General features: G+C 68.6%; 20 protein-coding genes. 17 read left to right on the plus strand and 3 right to left on the minus strand.

Annotated features, from left to right (window positions below; translation table 11 throughout):
• Positions 1-26 precede the first annotated feature (26 nt).
• From alkX to A5688_RS08145, 11 genes are all read left to right on the plus strand, one after another.
• Positions 27-695 carry a TetR family transcriptional regulator AlkX gene (gene alkX / locus A5688_RS08095; RefSeq protein ID WP_207546623.1) on the plus strand — a complete coding sequence of 223 codons (669 nt, stop codon included), beginning with the start codon at positions 27-29 and terminating at the stop codon, positions 693-695.
• Positions 696-831: 136 nt separating this feature from the next.
• Complete coding sequence (gene ahcY / locus A5688_RS08100) at positions 832-2,304, plus strand: adenosylhomocysteinase (protein WP_067833003.1); 1,473 nt, start codon at positions 832-834, stop codon at positions 2,302-2,304.
• Between the two features lie 100 nt (positions 2,305-2,404).
• Positions 2,405-3,082: a dTMP kinase gene (locus tag A5688_RS08105; protein ID WP_067907572.1), complete on the plus strand. Its 678-nt coding sequence runs from the start codon at positions 2,405-2,407 to the stop codon at positions 3,080-3,082.
• A gap of 90 nt (positions 3,083-3,172) precedes the next feature.
• A complete protein-coding gene (gene mtrA, locus A5688_RS08110) occupies positions 3,173-3,859 on the plus strand; it encodes a two-component system response regulator MtrA (protein ID WP_007168097.1) in 687 nt (228 codons plus the stop codon).
• A 43-nt stretch (positions 3,860-3,902) separates the two neighbouring features.
• Positions 3,903-5,579, plus strand: a complete 1,677-nt coding sequence (gene mtrB, locus A5688_RS08115; RefSeq protein ID WP_082951175.1) for an MtrAB system histidine kinase MtrB — start codon at positions 3,903-3,905, stop codon at positions 5,577-5,579.
• Positions 5,579-7,333: an MtrAB system accessory lipoprotein LpqB gene (lpqB, locus tag A5688_RS08120; protein ID WP_165607461.1), complete on the plus strand. Its 1,755-nt coding sequence runs from the start codon at positions 5,579-5,581 to the stop codon at positions 7,331-7,333. Before mtrB ends, lpqB begins: the two co-directional genes overlap by 1 nt.
• An 85-nt stretch (positions 7,334-7,418) precedes the next feature.
• The gene (locus tag A5688_RS08125) at positions 7,419-8,051 is read left to right on the plus strand and encodes a ComF family protein (RefSeq protein ID WP_067907578.1); all 633 of its coding nucleotides are present in this window, start codon (positions 7,419-7,421) and stop codon (positions 8,049-8,051) included.
• A 335-nt stretch (positions 8,052-8,386) separates the two neighbouring features.
• A complete protein-coding gene (gene hpf, locus A5688_RS08130) occupies positions 8,387-9,061 on the plus strand; it encodes a ribosome hibernation-promoting factor, HPF/YfiA family (protein ID WP_067833019.1) in 675 nt (224 codons plus the stop codon).
• Positions 9,062-9,154: 93 nt separating this feature from the next.
• A complete protein-coding gene (secA, locus tag A5688_RS08135; RefSeq protein ID WP_067833022.1) occupies positions 9,155-11,992 on the plus strand; it encodes a preprotein translocase subunit SecA in 2,838 nt (945 codons plus the stop codon).
• Positions 11,993-12,197: 205 nt separating this feature from the next.
• Entirely contained in the window at positions 12,198-13,763 is a 1,566-nt protein-coding gene (locus A5688_RS08140; protein WP_067907581.1) for an HD domain-containing phosphohydrolase, read from the plus strand.
• 93 nt (positions 13,764-13,856) lie between these two features.
• A complete protein-coding gene (locus A5688_RS08145) occupies positions 13,857-14,729 on the plus strand; it encodes an adenylate/guanylate cyclase domain-containing protein (RefSeq protein ID WP_082954996.1) in 873 nt (290 codons plus the stop codon).
• A 58-nt stretch (positions 14,730-14,787) separates the two neighbouring features.
• Here A5688_RS08145 and A5688_RS08150 read toward each other — a convergent pair whose 3' ends face one another.
• On the minus strand, positions 14,788-16,482 hold the full coding sequence (locus A5688_RS08150; protein WP_067907584.1) for an ATP-binding cassette domain-containing protein: 1,695 nt from the start codon (positions 16,480-16,482) through the stop codon (positions 14,788-14,790).
• A 241-nt stretch (positions 16,483-16,723) separates the two neighbouring features.
• On the opposite strand from A5688_RS08150, the gene mddA reads away from it, so the two are divergent.
• Positions 16,724-17,509, plus strand: coding sequence for a methanethiol S-methyltransferase (gene mddA / locus A5688_RS08155; RefSeq protein ID WP_067907589.1), 786 nt, complete (start codon positions 16,724-16,726; stop codon positions 17,507-17,509).
• Here the strand turns inward: mddA and A5688_RS08160 are convergent.
• Positions 17,506-17,976: an SRPBCC family protein gene (locus A5688_RS08160; RefSeq protein WP_067907592.1), complete on the minus strand. Its 471-nt coding sequence runs from the start codon at positions 17,974-17,976 to the stop codon at positions 17,506-17,508. The two genes, mddA and A5688_RS08160, sit on opposite strands and share 4 nt — an antisense overlap.
• A gap of 41 nt (positions 17,977-18,017) precedes the next feature.
• Between A5688_RS08160 and A5688_RS08165 the strand changes: the two genes are divergently transcribed.
• Positions 18,018-18,500 carry a cation:proton antiporter regulatory subunit gene (locus A5688_RS08165; protein WP_067833037.1) on the plus strand — a complete coding sequence of 161 codons (483 nt, stop codon included), beginning with the start codon at positions 18,018-18,020 and terminating at the stop codon, positions 18,498-18,500.
• Between the two features lie 4 nt (positions 18,501-18,504).
• Positions 18,505-19,656: a cation:proton antiporter gene (locus A5688_RS08170; protein ID WP_067907595.1), complete on the plus strand. Its 1,152-nt coding sequence runs from the start codon at positions 18,505-18,507 to the stop codon at positions 19,654-19,656.
• Positions 19,657-19,679: 23 nt separating this feature from the next.
• Here the strand turns inward: A5688_RS08170 and A5688_RS08175 are convergent, their stop codons facing one another.
• Complete coding sequence (locus tag A5688_RS08175) at positions 19,680-20,246, minus strand: Rv3235 family protein (RefSeq protein ID WP_242660171.1); 567 nt, start codon at positions 20,244-20,246, stop codon at positions 19,680-19,682.
• Positions 20,247-20,459: 213 nt separating this feature from the next.
• Between A5688_RS08175 and A5688_RS27890 the strand changes: the two genes are divergently transcribed.
• The 3 genes from A5688_RS27890 to A5688_RS08190 are packed head-to-tail and all read left to right on the plus strand — an operon-like array spanning position 20,460 to position 23,362.
• The gene (locus tag A5688_RS27890) at positions 20,460-21,878 is read left to right on the plus strand and encodes a WS/DGAT/MGAT family O-acyltransferase (RefSeq protein WP_067833043.1); all 1,419 of its coding nucleotides are present in this window, start codon (positions 20,460-20,462) and stop codon (positions 21,876-21,878) included.
• A 40-nt stretch (positions 21,879-21,918) separates the two neighbouring features.
• On the plus strand, positions 21,919-22,782 hold the full coding sequence (gene ppk2, locus A5688_RS08185) for a polyphosphate kinase 2 (protein ID WP_067833046.1): 864 nt from the start codon (positions 21,919-21,921) through the stop codon (positions 22,780-22,782).
• A gap of 49 nt (positions 22,783-22,831) precedes the next feature.
• Positions 22,832-23,362 carry a DUF6912 family protein gene (locus A5688_RS08190; protein ID WP_067833049.1) on the plus strand — a complete coding sequence of 177 codons (531 nt, stop codon included), beginning with the start codon at positions 22,832-22,834 and terminating at the stop codon, positions 23,360-23,362.
• The last annotated feature ends 108 nt before the right edge of the window (positions 23,363-23,470 follow it).

The raw sequence follows: 23,470 nt of genomic DNA on the forward strand, positions 1-23,470 counted from the left end.
GCCGGGCGACGATGCAGAGCGTAGCGATGAGGAGGAGCGGCGCGTTGATCGGCACCAACGCCATTGCGAAAGCCGCTATTGTCGCGCCTGTGAAGCGGATGCCGTACGCCGAGGCGTCGCGGGCGCTGCTGCGCGACTCGGTGCTGGATGCGATGCGGGATCTGCTGGTAACCCGGGACTGGTCGGCGATCACGCTGTCCGACGTGGCCCGCGCCGCGGGCATCAGCCGGCAGACGATCTACAACGAGTTCGGCTCACGGCAGGGCCTGGCGCAGGGGTATGGGCTGCGCCTGGCCGACCGGCTGGTCGACGCCGTCAACGCCGCGCTGCAAGCCAACGTCGGCAACCTCTACGAGGCGTTTCTGCAGGGCTTCCGCGACCTGTTCACCGAGTTGTCGGCGGACCCGCTGGTGATCTCGCTGCTCACCGGCGTGGCCAAGCCGGACCTGCTGCAGATCATCACCACCGACAGCGCCCCGATCATCACCCGCGCGTCGGAACGGCTGACCGCGGCGCTGACCCACAGCTGGGTGGCCACCAGCGACGAGGACGCCGGGGTGCTGGCGCGCGCCATCGTGCGGCTGGCGTTGAGCTACGTGTCGATGCCGCCCGAGGCCGACCACGATGTCGCGGCGGACCTGGCGCGGCTCATGACGCCGTTCGCCGAACGTCACGGCGTCATCAACGTTCCCTGAGCGCTTCCCGGTCCCTTCCCTGATCGAAGGTGCGCGCCGACCCGCGACTACAGTGGCGCAAGAACATACCTAAGCTAATTACCGCTTTCATCCGAGCGAGCCACAGGCGAGCGAGCCGAAGAAGGAAGAACACGCTATGACGACGACCGAAAACGCACTCACCCCCGAGGTTCGAAACGGCATCGATTTCAAGGTCGCCGATCTGTCGCTGGCGGATTACGGTCGCCGGGACATCGAACTCTCGGAGCAGGAGATGCCGGGTCTGATGTCGCTGCGCCGCGAGTACCACGACGTGCAGCCGCTCAAGGGGGCGCGCATCTCGGGTTCGCTGCACATGACCGTGCAGACCGCGGTGCTGATCGAGACACTCGTCGCGCTGGGCGCCGAGGTCCGCTGGGCGTCCTGCAACATCTTCTCCACCCAGGACCACGCCGCCGCCGCGGTGGTCGTCGGCCCGCACGGCACCCCCGAGGAGCCCAAGGGCGTCCCGGTGTACGCGTGGAAGGGCGAGACGCTCGAGGAGTACTGGTGGGCCGCCGAGCAGATCCTGACCTGGCCCGACGAGCCGGCCAACATGATCCTCGACGACGGCGGTGACGCCACCATGCTGGTGCTGCGCGGCGCGCAATACGAGAAGGCCGGCGTGGTGCCGCCGGACGAAGAAGACGACTCGGCCGAGCACCGGGTGTTCCTGAACCTGCTGCGCAAGCGCTTCGAGACCGACAAGGACAAGTGGACCAAGATCGCCGCGTCCATCAAGGGCGTCTCCGAGGAGACCACCACCGGCGTGCTGCGGCTCTACCAGTTCGCCGCCGCCGGCGACCTGGCCTTCCCGGCGATCAACGTCAACGACTCGGTCACCAAGAGCAAGTTCGACAACAAGTACGGCTGCCGGCACTCGCTGATCGACGGCATCAACCGCGGCACCGACGTGCTGATCGGCGGCAAGAAGGTGCTGATCTGCGGCTACGGCGACGTCGGCAAGGGGTCCGCCGAGTCGGTGGCCGGCCAGGGCGCCAGGGTGACCGTCACCGAGATCGACCCGATCAACGCCCTGCAGGCGCTGATGGAGGGCTTCGACGTCAAGCGGGTGGAGGACGTGATCGGCGAGGCCGACATCATCATCACCACCACCGGCAACAAGGACATCATCACCCTCGAGCACATGAAGCAGATGAAGGACAAGGCGATCCTGGGCAACATCGGCCACTTCGACAACGAGATCCAGATCGCGCGGCTGGAGCGCTCCGGTGCCACCAAGACCAACATCCGCCCGCAGGTCGACCTGTGGACCTTCCCCGACACCGGCAAGTCGATCATCGTGCTGTCCGAGGGCCGGCTGCTGAACCTGGGTAACGCCACCGGACACCCGTCGTTCGTGATGAGCAACAGCTTCTCCAACCAGGTCATCGCCCAGATCGAGCTGTGGACCAAGAACGACGAGTACGACAACGAGGTCTACCGGCTGCCCAAGCACCTCGACGAGAAGGTGGCCCGCATCCACGTGGAGGCCCTCGGCGGCGAGCTGACCAAGCTCACCAAGGAGCAGGCCGAGTACATCGGTGTCGACGTCGACGGCCCGTACAAGGCCGACCACTACCGGTACTGAGCAGGTGCACGCGGCCGAGTGTGCGGCTAGCCGCACACTGGGCGCCGAGTGTGCGGCTAGCCGCACACTCGTGCACCCAGACCGGCGATAGGCTCGCGCCGTGCTGATCGCGATCGAAGGCATCGACGGCGCCGGTAAGCGGACGCTGACCGACAAGCTGCGCAACCTCTTTGCGGCGGACGGCAAGTCGGTGGCCATGCTGGCCTTCCCGCGCTACGGGCAATCGGTGACCGCCGACCTCGCGGCCGAGGCCCTGCACGGCGAGCACGGAGATCTCGCGTCGTCGGTCTATGCGATGGCGACGCTGTTCGCGCTCGACCGTGCCGGGGCGGTCGCCGAGATCGAGGCGCTGCGCCGCGAACACGACGTGGTCATCCTCGATCGCTACGTCGCCTCCAACGCGGCCTACACCGCCGCCCGTCTGCACCAGGGCGCGGACGGCCCGGCCGTGCAATGGGTCCACGCGCTGGAATACGAGCGCCTCGCGCTACCGCCGCCCGACTGGCAGGTGCTGCTCGCGGTGCCGGCCGAGCTGGCCGGGCAGCGCGCCCGCAGCCGGGCCGAGTCCGATCCGGGCCGCGCGCGCGACAGCTACGAACGCGACGACGGGCTACAGCAACGCACCGGCGCGGTCTACGCCGAGCTGGCCGCCGCGGGCTGGGGTGGCCCCTGGCTGGCCGTCGACCCGGACGTCGACCCCGGGTGGCTGGCCGCCGCGTTGACCGGCACTGAGGGCGCCGCGACCGCGCGGGACGGGCGCGCCGGGGCGGCCGAATAGGCGCTTTTACCCGAATTTGCATCCAAAATCGCCCATCGAGCCGAGAAACGCCCGTGTGGCGCCCCAATTTTGTCCCGATCTGGTGACACCATGGACTCCATGAGGCAAAGGATTTTGGTCGTCGATGACGACGCTTCGCTAGCCGAGATGCTCACCATCGTGCTACGTGGGGAGGGTTTCGACACCGCGGTCATCGGTGACGGCACCCAGGCCCTGACTGCGGTGCGCGAACTGCGCCCCGATTTGGTGCTGTTGGACCTGATGCTGCCCGGCATGAACGGCATCGACGTGTGCCGGGTGTTGCGCGCCGACTCCGGCGTGCCGATCGTGATGCTGACCGCCAAGACCGACACCGTCGACGTGGTCCTGGGCCTCGAGTCGGGCGCCGACGACTACATCATGAAGCCGTTCAAGCCGAAGGAGCTGGTGGCCCGGGTGCGGGCGCGGCTGCGGCGCAACGACGACGAGCCCGCCGAGATGCTGTCCATCGCCGACGTCGAGATCGACGTGCCTGCGCACAAGGTCACACGCAACGGCGAGCAGATCTCCCTGACGCCGCTGGAATTCGACCTGCTGGTGGCGTTGGCGCGCAAGCCGCGGCAGGTGTTTACTCGTGATGTGCTGCTCGAACAGGTGTGGGGCTATCGACACCCGGCGGATACCCGCCTGGTGAACGTGCACGTCCAGCGTCTGCGGGCCAAGGTTGAGAAAGACCCTGAGAACCCGACCGTGGTGTTGACCGTTCGAGGAGTGGGTTACAAGGCCGGACCTCCGTGATCCTCGGCGACATTGCTGAGCGTCGCGAGGAGGAGCGCCTCACGTGATCTGGGGCTCCCGGCGACGCACTCGGAGCCGCTGGGGGCGTTCTGGCCCGATGACTCGCGGCATGGGCGCCGTGAGCCGAGTCGTCGGGACTGCCTGGCGGCGCTCGTTGCAACTGCGGGTGGTGGCTCTGACGCTGGGGCTGTCGCTTGCGGTCATCTTGGCGCTCGGCTTCGTCTTGACCAGTCAGGTCACCAACCGCGTGCTCGACGTGAAGGTCAAGGCCGCCATCGAACAGATCGAGCGGGCCCGCACCACCGTCGGCGGGATCGTCAACGGTGAAGAGGCACGCTCGCTGGACAGCAGCCTGCAGCTGGCGCGCAACACCCTGACGTCCAAGACCGACCCGGCGTCGGGCGCGGGGATGGCCGGCGCCTTCGACGCGGTGCTGATGGTGCCGGGCGACGGCCCGCGCGCCGCGACCACGGCCGGTCCGGTCGACCAGGTGCCCAATTCCCTGCGCGGCTTCGTCAAGGCCGGGCAGGCGTCCTACCAGTACGCCACCGTGCACACCGACGGGTTCGCCGGCCCGGCGCTCATCGTGGGGACGCCGGCGTCGTCGCAGGTGGCCAACCTCGAGCTGTACCTGATCTTCCCGCTCAAGAACGAGCAGGCCACCATCCAGCTGGTGCGCGGCACGATGATCACCGGCGGCGCGGTGCTGCTGGTGCTGCTGGCCGGGATCGCGCTGCTGGTCTCGCGGCAGGTGGTGGTGCCGGTGCGATCGGCGTCGCGCATCGCCGAGCGGTTCGCCGAGGGGCATCTGTCCGAACGCATGCCGGTGCGCGGCGAGGACGACATGGCGCGGCTGGCCGTGTCGTTCAACGACATGGCCGAAAGCCTGTCGCGCCAGATCACCCAGCTGGAGGAGTTCGGTAATCTGCAGCGCCGCTTCACATCCGACGTGAGCCACGAGCTGCGCACCCCGCTGACCACCGTGCGGATGGCCGCCGACCTGATCTACGACCACAGCGAAGACCTGGACCCGACGCTGCGGCGCTCCACCGAGCTGATGGTCAACGAGCTGGACCGGTTCGAGTCGCTGCTCAACGACCTGCTGGAAATCTCGCGGCACGACGCCGGTGTCGCCGAGCTGTCCGTGGAGGCGGTCGACCTGCGCACCACCGTGCAGAGCGCGCTGGGCAACGTGGGGCATCTGGCCGAAGACGCCGGCATCGAACTGAAGGTGGACCTGCCGACCGAAGAGGTGATCGCCGAGGTCGACACCCGGCGGGTGGAGCGCATCCTGCGCAACCTGATCGCCAACGCCATCGATCACGCCGAGCACAAGCCGGTCAAGATCCGGATGGCCGCCGACGAGGACACGGTCGCCGTCACCGTGCGCGACTACGGCGTCGGGCTGCGGCCCGGCGAGGAGAAGCTGGTGTTCAGCCGGTTCTGGCGGGCCGACCCGTCGCGGGTTCGCCGCTCCGGCGGCACCGGGCTCGGCCTGGCGATCAGCATCGAGGACGCGCGACTGCACCAGGGCCGGCTGGAGGCGTGGGGCGAACCGGGCGACGGCTCGTGCTTCCGCCTGACGCTGCCGCTGGTTCGCGGACACAAGGTCACCACCAGCCCGCTGCCGATGAAGCCCGTACCGCAGCCGGCCCCGTCCGGCCCGCAGCACGCGAAAGACCGTCCGCGCCAACGAGAGCACGCCGAGAGGACCCTGTGATGCGGCGGTTGTTGGGCCTGCTGATGCTGGCCATGCTGCTCGCCGGCTGCGCGGGAGTGCCCAGCTCGTCGGCGCCGCAAGCCATCGGCACCGTCGAGCGGCCGGCGCCGTCGAACCTGCCCAAGCCGACCCCGGGCATGGACCCCGACGTGCTGCTGCGCGAATTCCTCAAGGCCACATCCGATCCCGCGAACCGGCACCTTGCCGCCCGCCAGTTCCTCACTCAGTCGGCCTCCAACGCCTGGGACGACGCCGGTAGCGCGCTGCTGATCGACCACGTGGTGTTCGTCGAAACCCGTGCGGCCGAACGGGTTTCGGCGACAATGCGGGCCGACATCCTGGGTTCGCTGTCCGACATGGGCGTGTTCGAAACCGCCGAGGGTGTGCTGCCCGACCCCGGTCCGATCGAATTGGTCAAAACCTCCGGCGGCTGGCGCATCGACCGGTTGCCCAACGGGGTCTTCCTGGACTGGCAGCAGTTCCAGTCCACCTACAAACGCAACACCCTCTACTTCGCCGACCCGACCGGCAAGACGGTGGTGCCCGATCCGCGCTACGTCGCGGTGCCCGACCACGACCAGTTGGCCACCGAACTGATCTCCAAGGTGATCGCCGGGCCGCGGCCGGAGATGGCGCACACGGTCCGCAATCTGCTCGCCCCGCCGCTGCGGCTGCGCGGGCCGGTGACCCGGGCCGACGGCGGCAAGAACGGCATCGGGCGCGGTTACGGCGGGGCGCGGGTCGATCTCGAGAAGCTGTCCACCACCGATCCGCACAGCCGGCAATTGCTTGCGGCACAGATCATTTGGACGCTGGCCCGGGCCGACATCCGGGGCCCGTATGTGATCAGCGCCGACGGTGCACCGCTGGACGACCGATTCCGCGACGGGTGGACCACCTCCGACGTCGCGGCCACCGATCCCGGCGCGGCCGACGGTGCGGGTGCGGGGCTGCATGCCCTGGTGAACGGCTCGCTGGTGTCGCTGGACGGCCAGCACACCGTCACCGTGCCCGGTGCGTTCGGGCGCGTGGGCGACCAGACGGGCGCCGCGCTGTCGCGCACCGGCCGGCAGGTGGCGTCGGTGGTGACGCTGCACCGCGGCGCCCCGGACATGGCCGCCTCCCTGTGGATCGGTGACCTCGGCCAGGAAGCGGTGCAGGCCGCGGACGGGCACAGCCTGTCGCGGCCCACCTGGTCGCTGGACGACGTGGTCTGGGTGGTGGTCGACGGCAACAACGTGTTGCGGGCCATCCAGGAGCCGGCGTCCGGGCAGCCCGCGCGCCTTCCGGTGGATTCGGTGGCGGTGGCCACCCGGTTCCCGGGACCGATCACCGACCTGCAGCTGTCCCGGGACAGCACCCGCGCCGCGATGGTGATCGGCGGCCAGGTGATCCTCGCCAGCGTCGAGCAGACCCAGGCCGGGCAGTACGCCCTGACCTTCCCGCGCCGGCTCGGTTTCGGGCTGGGCAATTCGGTGGTGTCGCTGTCGTGGCGCACCGGCGACGACATCGTAGTGACCCGCACCGACGCCAGCCATCCGGTGTCCTACGTGAACATCGACGGCGTGAATTCCGACGCGCCGCCGCATGGTCTGCAGATGCCGGTGACGACGGTGGTCGCCAACCCGTCGACGGCCTACGTCGCGGGTCCGCAAGGGGTGCTGCAGTATTCGCCGTCGGCCGACGGTCAGCAGGGCTGGTCGGAGGTGCCCGGGCTGACGGTGCCCGGGGCGGCCCCCGTGCTGCCGGGCTGACCGGCGAAATGCCGGGCGCAGTGGGTCGCCACCATCGGGCTGGCGGCGGTCCGCACATGTCACCCCCGTCGGTCACACTGGCGCCATGCTCGACCTGTTCCTGCCCGCCGAATGCGGCGGCTGCGGGGCGCCGTCGACCCGTTGGTGCGACGCGTGCGCCGGCGAGCTGTCGGTGGCCGCCGACCAGCCGCACGTGGTGAACCCGCGCATCGACCCGGAAGTCCCGGTGTTCGCGCTCGGCCGCTACGCGAACGCGCGCCGTCGCGCGATCCTGGCGCTCAAGGAGCAGGGCCGCGCCGATCTCGTCGCACCGCTGGCGTGTGCGCTGGCCGTCGGGGTGCACCGGCTGCTGTCGTGGGGCATCGTGCCGACCCCGCTGTCCGTCGTGCCCGCGCCCACTCGGCGTGCGGACGCGCGCCGGCGCGGCGGTGATCCCGTCGCCCGCCTGGTGCGCGCCGCGGTGGCAGGGCATCCGGACATCACCGTCGCGCCGGCGTTGCGGCTCAGGGCGCTGACGCGTGACTCGGTGGGCCTGGGTACCGCCGCGCGCCAGCGGAACATCGCCGGCCGGGTGGTGCTGCGCGGTCGGCCGCCGCGCGCCGAGGTGTTGCTCGTCGACGACATCGTCACCACCGGCGCGACGGCGCGAGAATCGGTGCGGATCCTGCATGCCGCCGGGGTCCGGGTCACCGCGGTGCTGGCGATCGCCGCCGTGTGAACCGAGCGCGGCTTGGGCCAAACCCAGGAGCCGGCCAAGAGGATGTGAAGAACTCGCAACAGCTCGACCAAATCAGTGGCATCGGCAGGCGAACAAGAGCTAACGTCGAGAACAACGAAGAACGACTCATCGGTCTGACTCACTGGTCGCTGATTTTCCAGGTGAGACCCATTCGCGGGAAGGGGTGAGTAATCGACACCTTGCACCGGCGGGCAGCCTGCGGCGGTAGCCAGTCTCGAACCGCTCCCACCTCGTCGGCGCATTGAGCAGCCGGGCACGCAGGGCGCGTGCGACGTGAAAAGAGAAACGAGTTGTCACGTATGTCAAGGCTATCCGTGGATTCCGGTCAGATTCTGGACCAACCGCCCGTCACCGATGGGCAAGCCCCGCCGACAACCACCGCCGATGTTGTGTTCAAGGGGCGCAACGTAGAAATCCCCGATCATTACCGTCTGTACGTCTCGCAAAAACTCGCCCGTCTCGAGCGGTTCGATCGCTCCATCTATCTCTTCGATGTCGAGCTCAAGCACGCGCCCAACCGGCGTCAGCGCAAATCTTGTCAACGCGTGGAGATCACCGCCCGCGGCCGGGGTCCGGTAACCCGGGCGGAGGCCTGCGCCAACAGTTTCTACGCCGCATTCGAGTCCGCGGTCGACAAGCTGGAGAACCGGCTGCGCCGCGTGAAGGATCGCCGCAAGGTTCACTACGGGGACAAGACCCCGGTGTCACTGGCCGCCGCCACCGCGGTGCCCCCTCCCGCCCCGTCGAGCAGCGCGCCGCCGCCCGCTGAAGGCGGTGCATCGGTCGATGGCGCCGAGACGGACCACGAGCCCGGACGGATCGTGCGGACCAAGGAACACCCGGCCACGCCGATGACGGTCGACGACGCGCTCTACGAGATGGAGCTCGTCGGGCACGACTTCTTCCTGTTCCACGACAAGCAGACCGAACGGCCGTGCGTGGTCTATCGCCGCCATGGTTACGACTACGGCCTGATCCGGCTGGGCTGATCGGGCTCTCCTGAGGTTCGGCGGCCCTCGGGGCGTCGTCGCCTACCATGGGAGTCGCCTTAAAGAAGACTCCTACCAACAGGGGACATAGCTGTGCTGTCGAAGTTGCTGCGCCTCGGCGAAGGTCGCATGCTCAAGCGTCTCAAGCGGGTGTCTGACTACGTCAACACCCTGTCGGACGAGATCGAGAAGCTCACCGACGCCGAGTTGCGGGCCAAGACCGACGAGTTCAAGAAGCGGCACGCCGACGGCGAAAGCCTCGACGACCTGCTGCCCGAAGCGTTCGCGGTGGCCCGGGAGGCGGCCTGGCGGGTGCTCGACCAGCGCCCCTTCGACGTCCAGGTGATGGGCGCGGCGGCGCTGCACTTCGGCAACGTCGCCGAGATGAAGACCGGTGAGGGCAAGACCCTGACCTCGGTGCTGCCGGCCTACCTCAACGGCATCGGCGGCAAGGGCGTGCACGTCGTCACCGTCAACGACTACCTGGCCAAACGTGACAGCGAGTGGATGGGCCGCGTGCACCGCTTCCTCGGCCTGGACGTCGGGGTGATCCTCGCCCAGATGACGCCCGACGAGCGCCGGGTGGCCTACAACGCCGACATCACCTACGGCACCAACAACGAGTTCGGGTTCGACTACCTGCGCGACAACATGGCGCATTCGCTCGACGATCTGGTCCAGCGCGGGCACAACTTCGCCATCGTCGACGAGGTCGACTCCATCCTGATCGACGAGGCCCGCACCCCGCTGATCATCTCGGGACCCGCCGACGGCGCCTCCAACTGGTACCTCGAGTTCGCCCGGTTGGCGCCGCTGATGGAGAAAGACACCCACTATGAGGTGGACCTGCGCAAGCGCACGGTCGGTGTGCACGAGCTCGGCGTGGAATTCGTCGAGGACCAGCTCGGCATCGACAACCTCTACGAGGCCGCCAACTCGCCGCTGGTCAGCTACCTCAACAACGCGCTGAAGGCCAAGGAGCTGTTCAATCGCGACAAGGACTACATCGTCCGCGACGGCGAGGTCCTGATCGTCGACGAGTTCACCGGCCGCGTGCTCTACGGCCGCCGCTACAACGAGGGCATGCATCAGGCCATCGAGGCCAAGGAGCACGTCGAGATCAAGGCCGAGAACCAGACGCTGGCCACCATCACCCTGCAGAACTACTTCCGGCTCTACGACAAGCTGGCCGGCATGACCGGTACCGCCCAGACCGAGGCGGCCGAGCTGCACGAGATCTACAAGCTCGGCGTGGTGCCCATCCCGACCAACAAACCGATGATCCGCGCCGACCAGTCCGACCTGATCTACAAGACCGAGGAAGCCAAGTACATCGCGGTGGTCGACGACGTCGTCGAGCGCTACGAAAAGGGCCAGCCGGTGCTGATCGGTACCACCAGCGTCGAGCGCTCGGAGTACCTGTCGCGGCAGTTCCAGAAGCGCCGCGTGCCGCACAACGTGCTCAACGCGAAGTTCCACGAGCAGGAGGCGACCATCGTCGCCGTCGCCGGCCGCCGCGGCGGCATCACCGTGGCCACCAACATGGCCGGCCGCGGCACCGACATCGTGCTGGGCGGCAACGCCGACTTCCTCACCGACCAGCGGCTGCGGGAGCGGGGTCTGGACCCGGTCGAGACGCCCGACGAGTACGACGCCGCCTGGCACGAGGAACTGCCCAAGGTCAAGGAGGAGGTAAGCGCCGAGGCCGCCGAGGTGATCGAGGCCGGCGGCCTGTACGTGCTGGGCACCGAGCGCCACGAGTCGCGCCGCATCGACAACCAGTTGCGCGGCCGCTCCGGCCGGCAGGGTGACCCGGGGGAGTCGCGGTTCTACCTCTCGCTGGGCGACGAACTCATGCGGCGGTTCAACGGCGCCGCGCTCGAGGCGATGCTCAACCGGCTGAACCTGCCCGACGACGTGCCGATCGAGGCCAAGATGGTCACCCGCGCGATCAAGAGCGCCCAGACCCAGGTCGAGCAGCAGAACTTCGAGGTCAGAAAGAACGTCCTGAAGTACGACGAGGTGATGAACCAGCAGCGCAAGGTGATCTACGCCGAGCGCCGCCGCATCCTGGAGGGCGAGAACCTCAAGGAGCAGGCGCTGGACATGGTGCGCGACGTGGTCACCGCCTATGTCGACGGCGCGACCGCCGACGGCTACGCCGAGGACTGGGATCTGGAGGCCCTGTGGACGGCGCTGAAGACGCTGTACCCGGTCGGCATCAGCCACGAGACGCTCACGCACCACGACGCGGACTCCGACCGCGACGACCTCACCCGTGAGGAGTTGCTCGAGGCGCTAGTCAAGGACGCGGAAAACGCTTATGCCGCAAGGGAAGCCGAGCTCGAGGAGATCGCGGGCGAGGGCGCGATGCGTCAGCTGGAACGCAACGTGCTGCTCAACGTCATCGACCGCAAATGGCGCGAGCACCTCTACGAGATGGACTACCTCAAGGAGGGCATCGGCCTGCGCGCGATGGCGCAGCGCGATCCGCTGGTGGAGTACCAGCGCGAGGGCTACGACATGTTCATGGCCATGCTCGACGGCATGAAGGAGGAGTCGGTCGGCTTCCTGTTCAATGTCACCGTCGAGGCGGTGCCGCCCCCGCAGGTCGCGCCGGTCCAGACGCCGGAGGGGCTGCAGGAATTCGCCACGGCCGCCGCCGGCCAGGGCGGCACTGGGGGTACCGGGACGGCAGTGCGCGAAGAGGCCCCACCCCAGTTGCGCGCCAAGGGAATTGACAACGAGGCCCCGGCCATGACCTACTCCGGACCGTCAGAGGACGGCTCGGCGGCGGTGCAGCGCAACGGCGGCGACGGCGCGAAGGCGCCGGCCGGGGTCCCCGGGGGCGCCAGCCGGCGCGAGCGGCGCGCGGCGGCGCGGCAACAGGGCCGCGGCGCCAAGCCGCCCAAGTCGGTCAAGCGGCGCTAGCCGCCCCACGTTCGGCACGAGTGTGCGGCTGGCCGCACATTCGCCATCCGGTGTGCGGCTGGCCGCACATTCGCGGCCAGGCCCTCGCGCGACGAGCACTTCTCGATACGGCAGCAACGCCGATGCCCTAGGGTTATCAGGCATCGGCCTCCGTGTGGCTACACCGACGCTGCAGCCCTGACTGGTCGAGAAAGGGGCGAGTTCCATGCCCTTCGGCGGAGCCGTGTCGCGGACCGAGGTCCTGGCGGCGCTATCGCTGGCGATCGACCTTGGGCTTGGGCAGCCGATGGATCACATGCTCCGGTCGGCGGCGATGGGCTCGAGGCTGGCCGAGCGGCTCGGGCTCGACGAGCGTGACCGCGGGACGGTTTTCTATACGGGCCTGGTGATGTGGATCGGTTGCCACGCCGACTCGCACGAGTATGCGCGGTGGTTCGGCGACGACATCGCGGTGCGACGGGCCAGCCACTACATCGACTGGTCCGGCGCGCCTTACCGGCGTTTTCTGGTGAGCAACCTGGGCCGGGGTGCGAGTCTGCCGAAACGAGCCCGATTGGCGGCCAAGGTTTTCTGGGACGCCCGCGGGAATCTGGGCGGGTTGGTGCAGTCGCACTGCCTTTCGGCCGCACTGCTCGCCGAGGAGATCGGGCTGGGCGCCGAGGTGTGTGAGGCCCTGCCCTACGCGTACGAACGTTGGGATGGCAACGGACTTCCGGACGGGGCGGCGGGAAGCCAGATACCGGTGGCGATGCGGGTGGCGCAACTCGCCGACATCGCCGAGGTGCACCATCGCGCGTTCGGCGCGAGCGCCGCGATCGCGGAGGTTCGCCGCCGCAGCGGCAAACAGTTCGACCCGGACATCGTCGCGGCGTTCACCGAGGCCGCCGACGACCTGCTGCGCGAGAACGAAGACGTGTGGTCGACCGCCGCCGGCCTGGCGCCGGATCCGGGTGAGCCGCTGAGCGATCCCGCGCTGGACCGGCTGCTGTGCGCGATGGGGGATTTCGCGGATCTGAAATGTCCCTTCACGCTTGGTCATTCGCGCGCCGTGGCGCAGCTTGCGGAAAACGCCGGGAAGTGCGCCGGCCTGCCGCCCGACGATATCGACGTCCTGCGCCGCGCGGGCTACGTTCACGATCTCGGTCGGATCGGTGTGTCGAACAGGGTGTGGGAAAAGCCGGGTGAACTGACCCACGCGGAGCGTGAGCGCGTGCACCTGCATCCCTATCTGACCGGCCGGATCCTGGCCCGGGTCGGTGGACTGAAGGCCGTCCGGGAAGTCGCGGTGAACCATCACGAACGCCTGGACGGTTCGGGTTATCCCAACGGTCTGCGGGGCGAGGACCTTTCCGTCGGCGACCGTCTGCTCGCTGCGGCCGAAAGTTATTGCGCCTCAATGGAACCGCGACCGTATCGCGATGCACGGGACGGGGACGCCGCGGCGAGGCAACTGCGAAGTGAGGCGGCCGGCGGGCTCCTGGACGGCGACGCGGTCGAAGCTGTGCTGGAAGCCGCGGGCCACCGGCCGTCGCGCAGAGCCGCCAGGCCGGCCGGGCTGACCCGGCGCGAGGCCGAGGTGTTGGTCCACGTCGCACAGGGGTTGTCGAACCGGCAGATCGCCTCGGCGCTCTGGATTTCCGAGAAGACCGTGCGCAATCACGTCGAGCACATCTATGCCAAGATCGGGGTCTCGAACCGGATCGGGGCCAGCCTGTACGCGACCCGGCACGGCCTGACCGGAAGCGCATCAGACCAGAGCCCACCCGGCTAGAGGCCACCCGGCCAGAGGTCACTCGCCGAACGCGCGGAGGTTTTGGGGCGGATGCCCCATGTGCGTTCGGCGGATCGGGGCGACCATTTCCGCATGACCAGCGGCGGCCGTCACCAAGCAACCCTGCGCCCCTCGCCGAACCCGGGTTCACGCGGCGTTCGCGTGTTGCCGAAGCGCGACGAGATCGACTACGGCGGTGCGGCATTCCCGTACGAACGCCAGTCGGCACTGTGGGACAAGGTGCTCACCGACGGCCACGCGTCCCTGGTCAAAGCGCGGCACGCGTTCCGCTACCTGCCCTCCGCACCGCGATGCAAGCTGTGCAACAACCCGTTCGGCGGCCCCGTCGGCCGCCTCTTCGCCGCCGCCGGATTCCGCCGATCGCGCAAGAACCCGAACCTGTGCATGCGCTGCTGCGATGCGCTGCCGCGCGGGGGAGCGGAGGTCGATATCGCGGTGCTGTTCGCCGACGTTCGCGGCTCCACCGCGCTGGGTCAGCGTCGGGCCGCCGCGGACTTCGCCGCGCTGCTCAACCGGTTCTACGGCGCCGCCACGCAGACACTGCTGCGCCACGACGCGGTGATCGACAAGCTGATCGGCGACGAGGTCATGGCGTTTTTCGTCCGAGGCATCAGCGGCCCCCGGTACCGGCAACGGGCCATCGAGGCGGGAGTCGACCTGCTCGACGCGGTCGGGTACGGCACACCGGGTGGTCCCTGGCTGGACGTCGGCGTCGCCGTGCACGCGGGCGTTGCCTTCGTCGGCAACGTCGGCGACGCCGTCGTCGATTTCACCGCCCTCGGTCGGCCCGTCAACGCCGCTGCCCGGTTGCAGCAACGCGCCGCCGGCGGCGAGTTGTTGATCGCCGCGGGGGTCGCCGATGAAATGACCGCCCACCTGCAGCCGCGCACGCTGAACCTGCGGGGACACGAAGTGCCGGTCGACGTCTTCGTCCACAAGTCCTGAGCCGAACGCCCGGGCCCGCGACCTCTGCTGAGTGTCGCGGGCCCGGAACGCGCGGGGATCACCGTCGGGATGCGCCGGGCCGGGAGCGACGGTGCAGTACCCAGGCGGTGGCCAGCGTGAGCGCGACGGCGAACGAGGCCAGCGCGATCAGACTGGCGGCGGTGCCGCCATGGAACGTGCTGCGGTAGGCGGACATCGCCGGCAGCGTGGCGGTGTAGCGGTCGAGCCCCAGGTCGCGGCCCAGCGCATCGAAGGCGTGGCGGTTGGACAGGACCAGGCTCATCATCCGTCCGGGGGTGGCCATCCGGTCGACGGGGACGATTGCGCCACCGAACAGCACCTGCGGGAAGCACAGCATCGGCAGGGCGAGGGCCGCCTGCGCGGCGTTGGAGACGGCGGCCGAGGCGAGCAGTCCCAGCGCCAGCGCCGAGGTCGCTTCGACCAGGATCGTCGCGAACAGCGAGGCGTACACGTCCCATCCGGCCGCGGGGAGCCGACCGAGTGCGCGCAGCACAACCAGCAGCACCGCGCTCACTCCCGCCAGAACCGGAAGCAGCGCGGTCACTTTCGAGGCCACGTAAGCGCCCACGCTGAGCCCGGCCAGGCGTTCACGACGGAAAACGGCCATCTCACCGACGATCTGGAGCAGGCCGTAGGTCAGGCCGAAGAAGAAGCCGTCGAAAGCTATCCAGAACACGATCTGGGCCGGGCCGACGCCGGCCGCGCTGCCCGCATCGAACTCGCCGCGTTTGAACAGCGTCGCCATCATCGCCGTCACCAGGACGGGCGAGCCGAGCAGGATCGCCAGGGTCAGCCGATTGCGCGCCAGGACATCGACATTGCGTCGCGTGAGGAGCCACCATTGCCGGATCGCGCCCGTGCCCTTGACGCCGGACGGGGTGGTCGGTGCCGACCGTCCAGGAGAGCCGCCGCGGTTTGCCGAATTCACGCGGCTCGCGGCGAATCGCTCCGCCCAGCCGCGCGGAGTGTGCTCGCCGGACAGGCGCTCGTACACCTCGGCGAGGGTGTCCACCCCGAAGTAGCGCCGCGCCGCGGCCGGGCTGCCGGTGAAGGCCAGGTGGCCGTCGCGAGCCAGGAACACGACCCGGTCGCACCGGTCGATGCCGGCCGGCTCGTGGGTGGTCAGCACGACGGTGACCCCGCGTTGGCTGAGGCGGCGCAGCAGGCGCATCACTTCGGCGGCGGTGGAGGGATCGAGTCCCGAGGTGGGTTCGTCGAGGAAGAAGAGGCGGGGCCGGGTCAGGAGCTCCACGGCGATGCTGGCCCGCTTGCGTTGACCGCCGGACAGCGCGCGCACCGGCACGTCGGCCCGGTCGGTCAGGTCGAGGTCGGCCAGGGTCTCCTCGACCACCCGGTCCGCCTCCGCCGCGGACGTGCCCGCGGGAAGGCGGAGTAGCGCCGCGTAGTGCAGCGTGCGGCGCAGGGGCATCTCCAGGTGGATGATGTCGTCCTGGGGCACGTAGCCGACGTGGGAGCCGACGCGCGGACGGCCGTCATGCCGAAGCTCCCCGGCGCTCGGCGGTTGCAGGCCCGCGAGGATTTCCAGCAAGGTGGTCTTGCCCGCGCCACTGCCGCCGGCGATCGCGACCAATTCGCCCGGTTCCACCGACAGCGACAGGGTGTGGAGGAGTTGGCGCCCGCCCACCCGCCGGCTGATGTCGATCGCGTCGACCCGTGCGCCGCCGGGCGCCCTTACCGCGTGATCCGGTCGCTGAGTACCGAGCCGATCCATTGTCGCTGCGGTGCATGTCGATTCGGTCATGATCTGGCCTCCGTGCCTTTCGAAGTGGCTTTGTCCGGCCGATCATCGGTCTGGGGAGACCGTGCTCGCATGAGGCGTTTGCCTCAAATCGCAGAGTCCGCCGGCGGGGACGCGCCGACATGGACTAGTCAAAATTGGCTAGAGCCCGGCAGGGAAAAAATGAGGCAAATGGCCCATAGGCGAGCGCCCGCCGGCGGCCCACACTTGGCCTATGAAGCGATACTTGACGGTCGGTTACGGCGCCGGCGCATATCTGATGTTTCTCGCCGCATTCTTATATCTCGTCGCTTTCGTGGCCGGGCTCTGGGTGCCGCGCACCGTCGATCACGGGCTCTCCGCGCCCATCGGCCAGGCGGTACTGGTCAACGTGCTGCTGGTTGCCGCGTTCGGCGCCCAGCACAGTGTGATGGCGCGGCCGGCGTTCAAGGCGTGGTGGACGCGATTCGTGCCGGCGTCGATCGAGCGCAGCACGTACGTGGTGCTGTCAAGCGCTGTGCTGGTGCTGCTCTATTGGCAATGGCGGACGATGCCGGCCGTCATCTGGGATGTGCGGCTGCCGGCCGGGCGTCTGGCGCTGTGGACGTTGTTCTGGCTGGGCTGGGCGATCGCGCTGGCCTCGACCTTCATGGTCAGCCACTTCGATCTGTTCGGACTGCGCCAGGTGTATCTGGCGTGGCGCGGAAAGCCCTACACCCACATAGGTTTTCACGCTCGACTGCTGTACCGCCTGGTGCGTCATCCGCTCATGCTGGGCTTCCTCATCGCCTTCTGGGCGACGCCGACCATGACGGCCGGACACCTACTCTTCTCGATCGGCATGACGAGTTACATCCTGATCGCGGTGCAATTGGAGGAGCGCGATCTGGTCACGGTGCTCGGCGATGATTACCACGAGTACCGCCGCAGTGTGTCGATGCTGGTGCCCTTCGCCCGTCGGCCGCAACGCCGGCTTGGTCGGCAACCGGCCCAACCGGCCCAACCGGCCGGCCAGCATTAGCTTTCGAGCAGCGCGGCGATCCGCTCCAGCGTCGCGGCCATGCCCTGTTCGGTTTGACGAGGCATCGAACCGCTGGTGATCATCCGCTTCTGCTTGTCGCGTGACACGTCCCAGGTTTCGCGCACCAACGTGCCGGCGCCGCCTTCGGCCGGTGTCAGTTCGTAACGCCAGATGCGGCCGCCGACCAGGCCCCCCAACGCGGCGGTCTGCCACGCGATGCGGCGGTCCGGTTCGTACTCGACGACGGTGTTGGTGGTGCGGTAGGGCAGGAACAGCGTCTCCTTGCGGCCACGCATGGCCATCGAAAATTTCGAACCCGTGGTCAGGGGGATCGATTTCTCCGACGCGTGGTTCAGCGATCCCGAGCCGTCGAAGCTGGCGTGTTTGCCGGCGTCGGCCAGCAACGCGAAGATCGCGCTCGGCGGCGCCTTGATGACACGCTCGACGCTGACCGTGTTTCCATCCATCCGCTTACAGTAGCGCCGAGCGACCTGTCAGGATTGACGGTATGGATGTCAAGGAGGTGCTGCTTCCCGGCGTCGGTCTCCGCTACGAATTCACCGATCAACGGGGTGACCGCATCGGCATCATCGCGCGGCGGAGCGGCGATTTCGACGTGGTCGTGTATGCCCGCGAGGATCCGGACGAGGCCCGGCCGCTGCTGCACCTCAGCGACCAGGAGGCCGAGGCCGTGGCCCAGATCCTGGGGGCGCCGCGGATCGCCGAGCGGTTCACCGAGCTGGCGCGGGAAATACCGGGGCTCGAGACGGGGCAGGTGCACATCCCGGCCGGCAGCCCCTTCGCGGATCATCCGCTGGGCGATACCCAGGCCCGCACCCGGACGGGGGCGTCCATCGTGGCGATCGTGCGCAACGAGGAAGTGCTCGCCTCGCCCGGCCCCGCCGAAACGCTGCACGCCCAAGACGTTCTGATCGTGATCGGCACCGAAGAAGGCATCGCGGGCGTCGAGAAAATTATCGACAAAGGTTGAGCCGGTGCAGATTTCGGGGACGCTGCTGCTGCAACTCGGCGCCCTCCTGGCCACCTTGGCCGTATTGGGCGCCGCCGCACGCCGTTTCGCGTTGTCCCCGATACCCGTTTACCTGCTGGCCGGCCTGGCCCTGGGCAAGGGCGGGATCCTTCCGCTGGCCGCCGGCGGCCAGTTCATCACGACGAGCGCGCCCATCGGTGTCGTGTTGCTGCTGCTGACCCTGGGGTGCGAGTTCTCGGCCGCCGAATTCTCCAGCAGCATGCGCCACCACCTGCCGTCCGCGGCCGTCGACATCGTCCTCAACGCCGCGCCAGGCGCAATCGCCGGCTGGCTGCTGGGATTGGACGGCGTGGCGATCCTGTGTCTGGCCGGCGTCACCTACATCTCCTCGTCGGGGGTCATCGCCCGGTTGCTGGAGGACCTGCACCGGCTCGGTAACCGCGAGACGCCGTCTGTGCTGTCGGTGCTGGTGCTCGAGGATTTCGCGATGGCCGCCTACCTGCCGCTGTTCGCGGTCCTGGCTTCCGGCGGCGGATGGCTGCACGCCGTCGGCGGCATGGTCGTGGCGGTGGGCGCCCTGGTGGCGGCGTTCGCCGCCTCCTACCGGTGGGGCCACCACGTCGAACGGCTGGTGGAACACCCCGACTCCGAACAACTGATGCTGCGGGTGCTGGGCATCACCCTGATCGTGGCGGCGATGGCCGAGTCCCTGCATGCCTCGGCCGCGGTCGGCGCGTTCCTGGTCGGCCTCACCCTGACCGGCGAGACGGCCGAGCGGGCCCGCCAGGTGCTGGGCCCGCTGCGCGATCTGTTCGCCGCCATCTTCTTCCTGGCGATCGGGTACTCGGTGGACCCGCACGAGCTGGTTCCGATGCTTCCAGTGGCGCTGGTCCTGGCCGCGGTGACGGCGGCGACCAAGGTGGCCACCGGGATCTTCGCCGCCCGCCGCGACGGGGTCGCCCGGCGCGGGCAGCTGCGCGCGGGCACCGCGCTGATCGCCCGCGGCGAGTTCTCGTTGATCATCATCGGCTTGGCCGGCAAGTCGCTGCCCGCGGTGGCGGCGCTGGCGACGTCCTACGTCTTCATCATGGCGATCGCGGGGCCCGTGCTCACTCGCTATGCCGGCGGCCCGCGGCCGGCCGGCGCGGCGACCTGACCTGCGGCCTCCGACCGACGGGATCAACCGATGTGCAGGGCCACCACCATCCACCGGGTTGCGCCCGCCCCGCTGACCTGTTCGACCCGGCAGGCGATGGCGTGGATCCGGTTCCCGCGGCTGTAGGAACCGAAGACTTCAGCGGCCGAGTCCGGGTCGCGGTGGCCGGCCGGCTGCAGCCGCATGCCGCGCAACACCGCGGCACCTCGGTTTCCGCCCCCGTGAGCCGCGGCCGAACGGGCAACCGAGGCCACCGAATCCACCAGGCTGGGCGCCAGCAGCGGATTCAACTGGGCGGCGGGACGGCGACGGTCGATGACCTCCAGCACCCGGCGCAGCGCCGCGTCGGCGAAGACGGCCGCCTGGCGCAGCCGCGCGGACATGACCGGGGCGGAATCCGGTGCCGCAGGCTTGCTGGGCGCCCCGGTGTAGGCCCGGGGCGGCGCGTGGCCGCTGCGGCGCCGCAACGGCGGGCGCGAGGATTGCCGGCACTGCGGAACGGGGCGCGGCGCGTCCTGCGTCGGCGGCTCATAGTCGACGACTGGTATGACGGTGAAAGCGCCGGATGGCTTCGCAGGACTAGTGTTCAACGCGCACTCTCCAAGTCTCGGCCGGACCTTCAAGCCTGCTGGAGAGGGGCAGACAGTGGTTAGTCAGTGGTCATCATGGCACAACTCGACCGCACGCGTACCCACGCTGACTTGTGCGCGGGCACCCGATTACCGTGGGCGGGACATCGGGTTCCGGGCCCCGCAGGCCCCCCCGGCGCAGCGGCGACGAACTGACCAGGAGGACAGCGCCACATGGTGAGTCGCTTGTCCCCGCCGGACGCGTCGTTCTACCGCCTGGAAAACACCGCCACCCCCATGTACGTGGGATCGCTGTCGATCCTGCGCCGCCCCCGTGCCGGCTTGAGTTACGAGACGCTGCTGGCCACGGTCGAGCAGCGGCTGCCGCAGATACCGCGCTACCGGCAAAAGGTTCGGCAAGTGCCCGTCGGCACCGCCCGGCCGGTGTGGATCGACGACAACGACTTCGACATCACCTATCACGTGCGGCGCTCGGCGTTGCCCTCTCCGGGCAGCGACGAGCAGCTGCACGAGCTGATCGCGCGGCTGGCCGCCCGCCCGCTGGACAAAACGCGCCCGCTCTGGGAGATGTACCTGGTCGAAGGCCTGTCCAAGAACCGGGTCGCGCTCTACACCAAATCGCATCAGGCGCTGATCAACGGCATGTCGGCGCTGGAGATCAACCACGTCATCGCCGATCGGACCAAGCGCCCGGCGCCGTTTCCCGAGGACATCTGGATACCGGAGCGCGACCCCGGGAACACCCGGCTGGTGCTGGGCGCGATCAGTGAGTGGGTCGTGGGCCCCGGCGCCCAGCTGCAGTCCGTCGGGTCGATGATCGGCGGCCTGGTGACCAACCACGGCGAGCTGCTCGATGTCGGCCGCCGCGCGGTCGATTTCGTGCGCACGGTGGCCCGGGGCACCGCGCCCAGCAGCCCGCTCAATGCCACCGTGTCGCGGCACCGCCGTTTCACCGTCGCGCGCGGCAGCCTCGACGATTACCGCGCCGTGCGGGCGCGCTACGACTGCGACATCAACGACGTGGTGCTGGCGGTGATCGCCGGCGCGCTGGGCAACTGGCTGATGTCACGCGGGGTGGCGGTGTCGCCGACCGCGACGGTGCGCGCGATGGCGCCGCTGTCGGTATACGACGACGACTTCGACGCGACGGGCCCCGGTCAGGCGATCAGCCAGGTGATGCCGTTCCTGGTCGATCTGCCGGTGGGGGAGCCCAACGCCGTGGTGCGGCTGTCGCAGATCGCGCACGCCACCGAGTCGAACCCGACGGCCGCCCAACTGGTGGACGCCAGGACGATCGTCACCCTGTCGGGTTTTGCCCCACCGACGCTGCACGCCATGGGCATCCGGGTGGCGACCAGTTTCCCGAGCTTCTCCAGGCGCACGTTCAATCTGCTGATCACCAACGCCCCCGGCGCCCAGTCGCAGATGTACATCGCCGGCACCAAACTGCTGGAGACCTACGCGGTGCCGCCGCTGCTGCACAATCAGGCGCTGGCCATCGGTGTGACGTCGTACAACGGCGAGCTGTACTACGGGATCAACGCCGACCGCGAAGCGATGAGCGATGTCGAATTGCTGCCCGGATTGCTCAATCAAGCGCTCGACGAACTGCTGGAGGCCTCCCGGTCCTAGTCGGCAGTGAAAACCCCTGCGTGGGGCTAGTATTCGTGCTGTGAGCACCGCGAAAAGCGACGGGGCGCCGGCGAAGCCGGCGAAACCAACGGCGCCGAACCCGCACAAGATTTCCGACGAGGTATATCAAGCCGAATTATTCAGGCTGCAAACGGAATTGGTGAAATTGCAGGAGTGGGTGCGCTACGCCGGCCAACGTCTCGTGATCATCTTTGAAGGCCGCGACGGGGCGGGCAAGGGCGGAACCATCAAGAGGATCACCGAGTACCTCAACCCGCGCGTCGCCCGCATCGTGGCGTTGCCCGCGCCGACCGATCGTGAACGCGGTCAGTGGTATTACCAGCGCTACATCGCCCACCTTCCCGCCCGAGGGGAGATAGTGCTGTTCGACCGGTCTTGGTACAACCGCGCCGGCGTGGAGAAAGTCATGGGATTTTGCACGCCGCAGGAGCATGTGCTGTTTTTGCGGCAAACCCCGATCTTCGAGCAGATGTTGATCGATGACGGGATACTGCTGCGCAAATATTGGTTTTCGGTCTCCGCGGCCGAGCAGTTGCGCCGATTCAGGGCGCGGCGCAATGACCCTGTGCGGCAATGGAAACTCAGTCCGATGGATGCGGAATCGCTGTATCGGCGCGAGGATTATTCGCGCGCCAAGGACGAGATGATGGTGCACACCGATACCCCGGTCAGCCCGTGGTACGTCGTGGAATCGGACATCAAAAAGCATGCGCGGCTGAACATGATGGCGCATCTGCTGTCTACGATCGAGTACCACGACGTCGAGCGACCGCACGTGAAACTGCCGAAAGAGCCGGTGGTGAGCGGGAACTACCAACGCCCGCCGCGTGAACTGTCCAAGTACGTCGAGGACTACGCGGCCACATTGATCGGGGATTCATGACGATCGCAAGAGCGGCGCAGCCGGTCGCAGCGGGTCGGCAGGGATAGGTATGACGGTCGTCTACATTCCCGCCACGCTGCCCATGTTGCAGCAGCTCGTCGCCGACGGCTCGTTGTGGCCGGTCAACGGCACCGCATTCGCCCTGACGCCGATGTTGCGCGAGGCCTACGCGGAGGGCGACGACGACGAGCTCGCCGACGTCGCACTGCGCGAGGCGGCGCTGGCGTCGCTGCGCCTGCTCGCGGCCCGGGAGGCCGAAGCGGCGGAGGGGGCCGGCGCGTCTTCGGAATCCGCCCCGCCCCGCCGCGCGGTGCTGGCAGCCGAGGTCGAGGACGTCACGTACCGTCCCGACCTCGACGACGCGGTGGTCAGGCTGGCGGGGCCGGTCGGAATCGGCGACGTGATCGCCGCCTACGTCGACAACGCCGGCGCCGAACCCGCGGTGGCGAGGGCCATCGAGGCCGTCGACGCCGCCGACCTGGGCGATGAGGATGCCGACCTGATCGTCGGCGATGCGCAAGACCACGATTTGGCCTGGTACGCCAACCAGGAACTGCCATTCCTGCTCGAGCTGATGTGACGCCGAATGTGAGGCATTCCGAGCCACAGAGCTAGCTACGGAACCGTAGGTTACGGTACCGTAGGTTTCGTGAAGCGCACAGAATCGATCACAATGTGAGCGTCAGTC

Origin of the sequence: Mycobacterium mantenii (genome assembly GCF_001667865.1) — a bacterium.
GTDB lineage: Bacteria > Actinomycetota > Actinomycetes > Mycobacteriales > Mycobacteriaceae > Mycobacterium > Mycobacterium mantenii_A.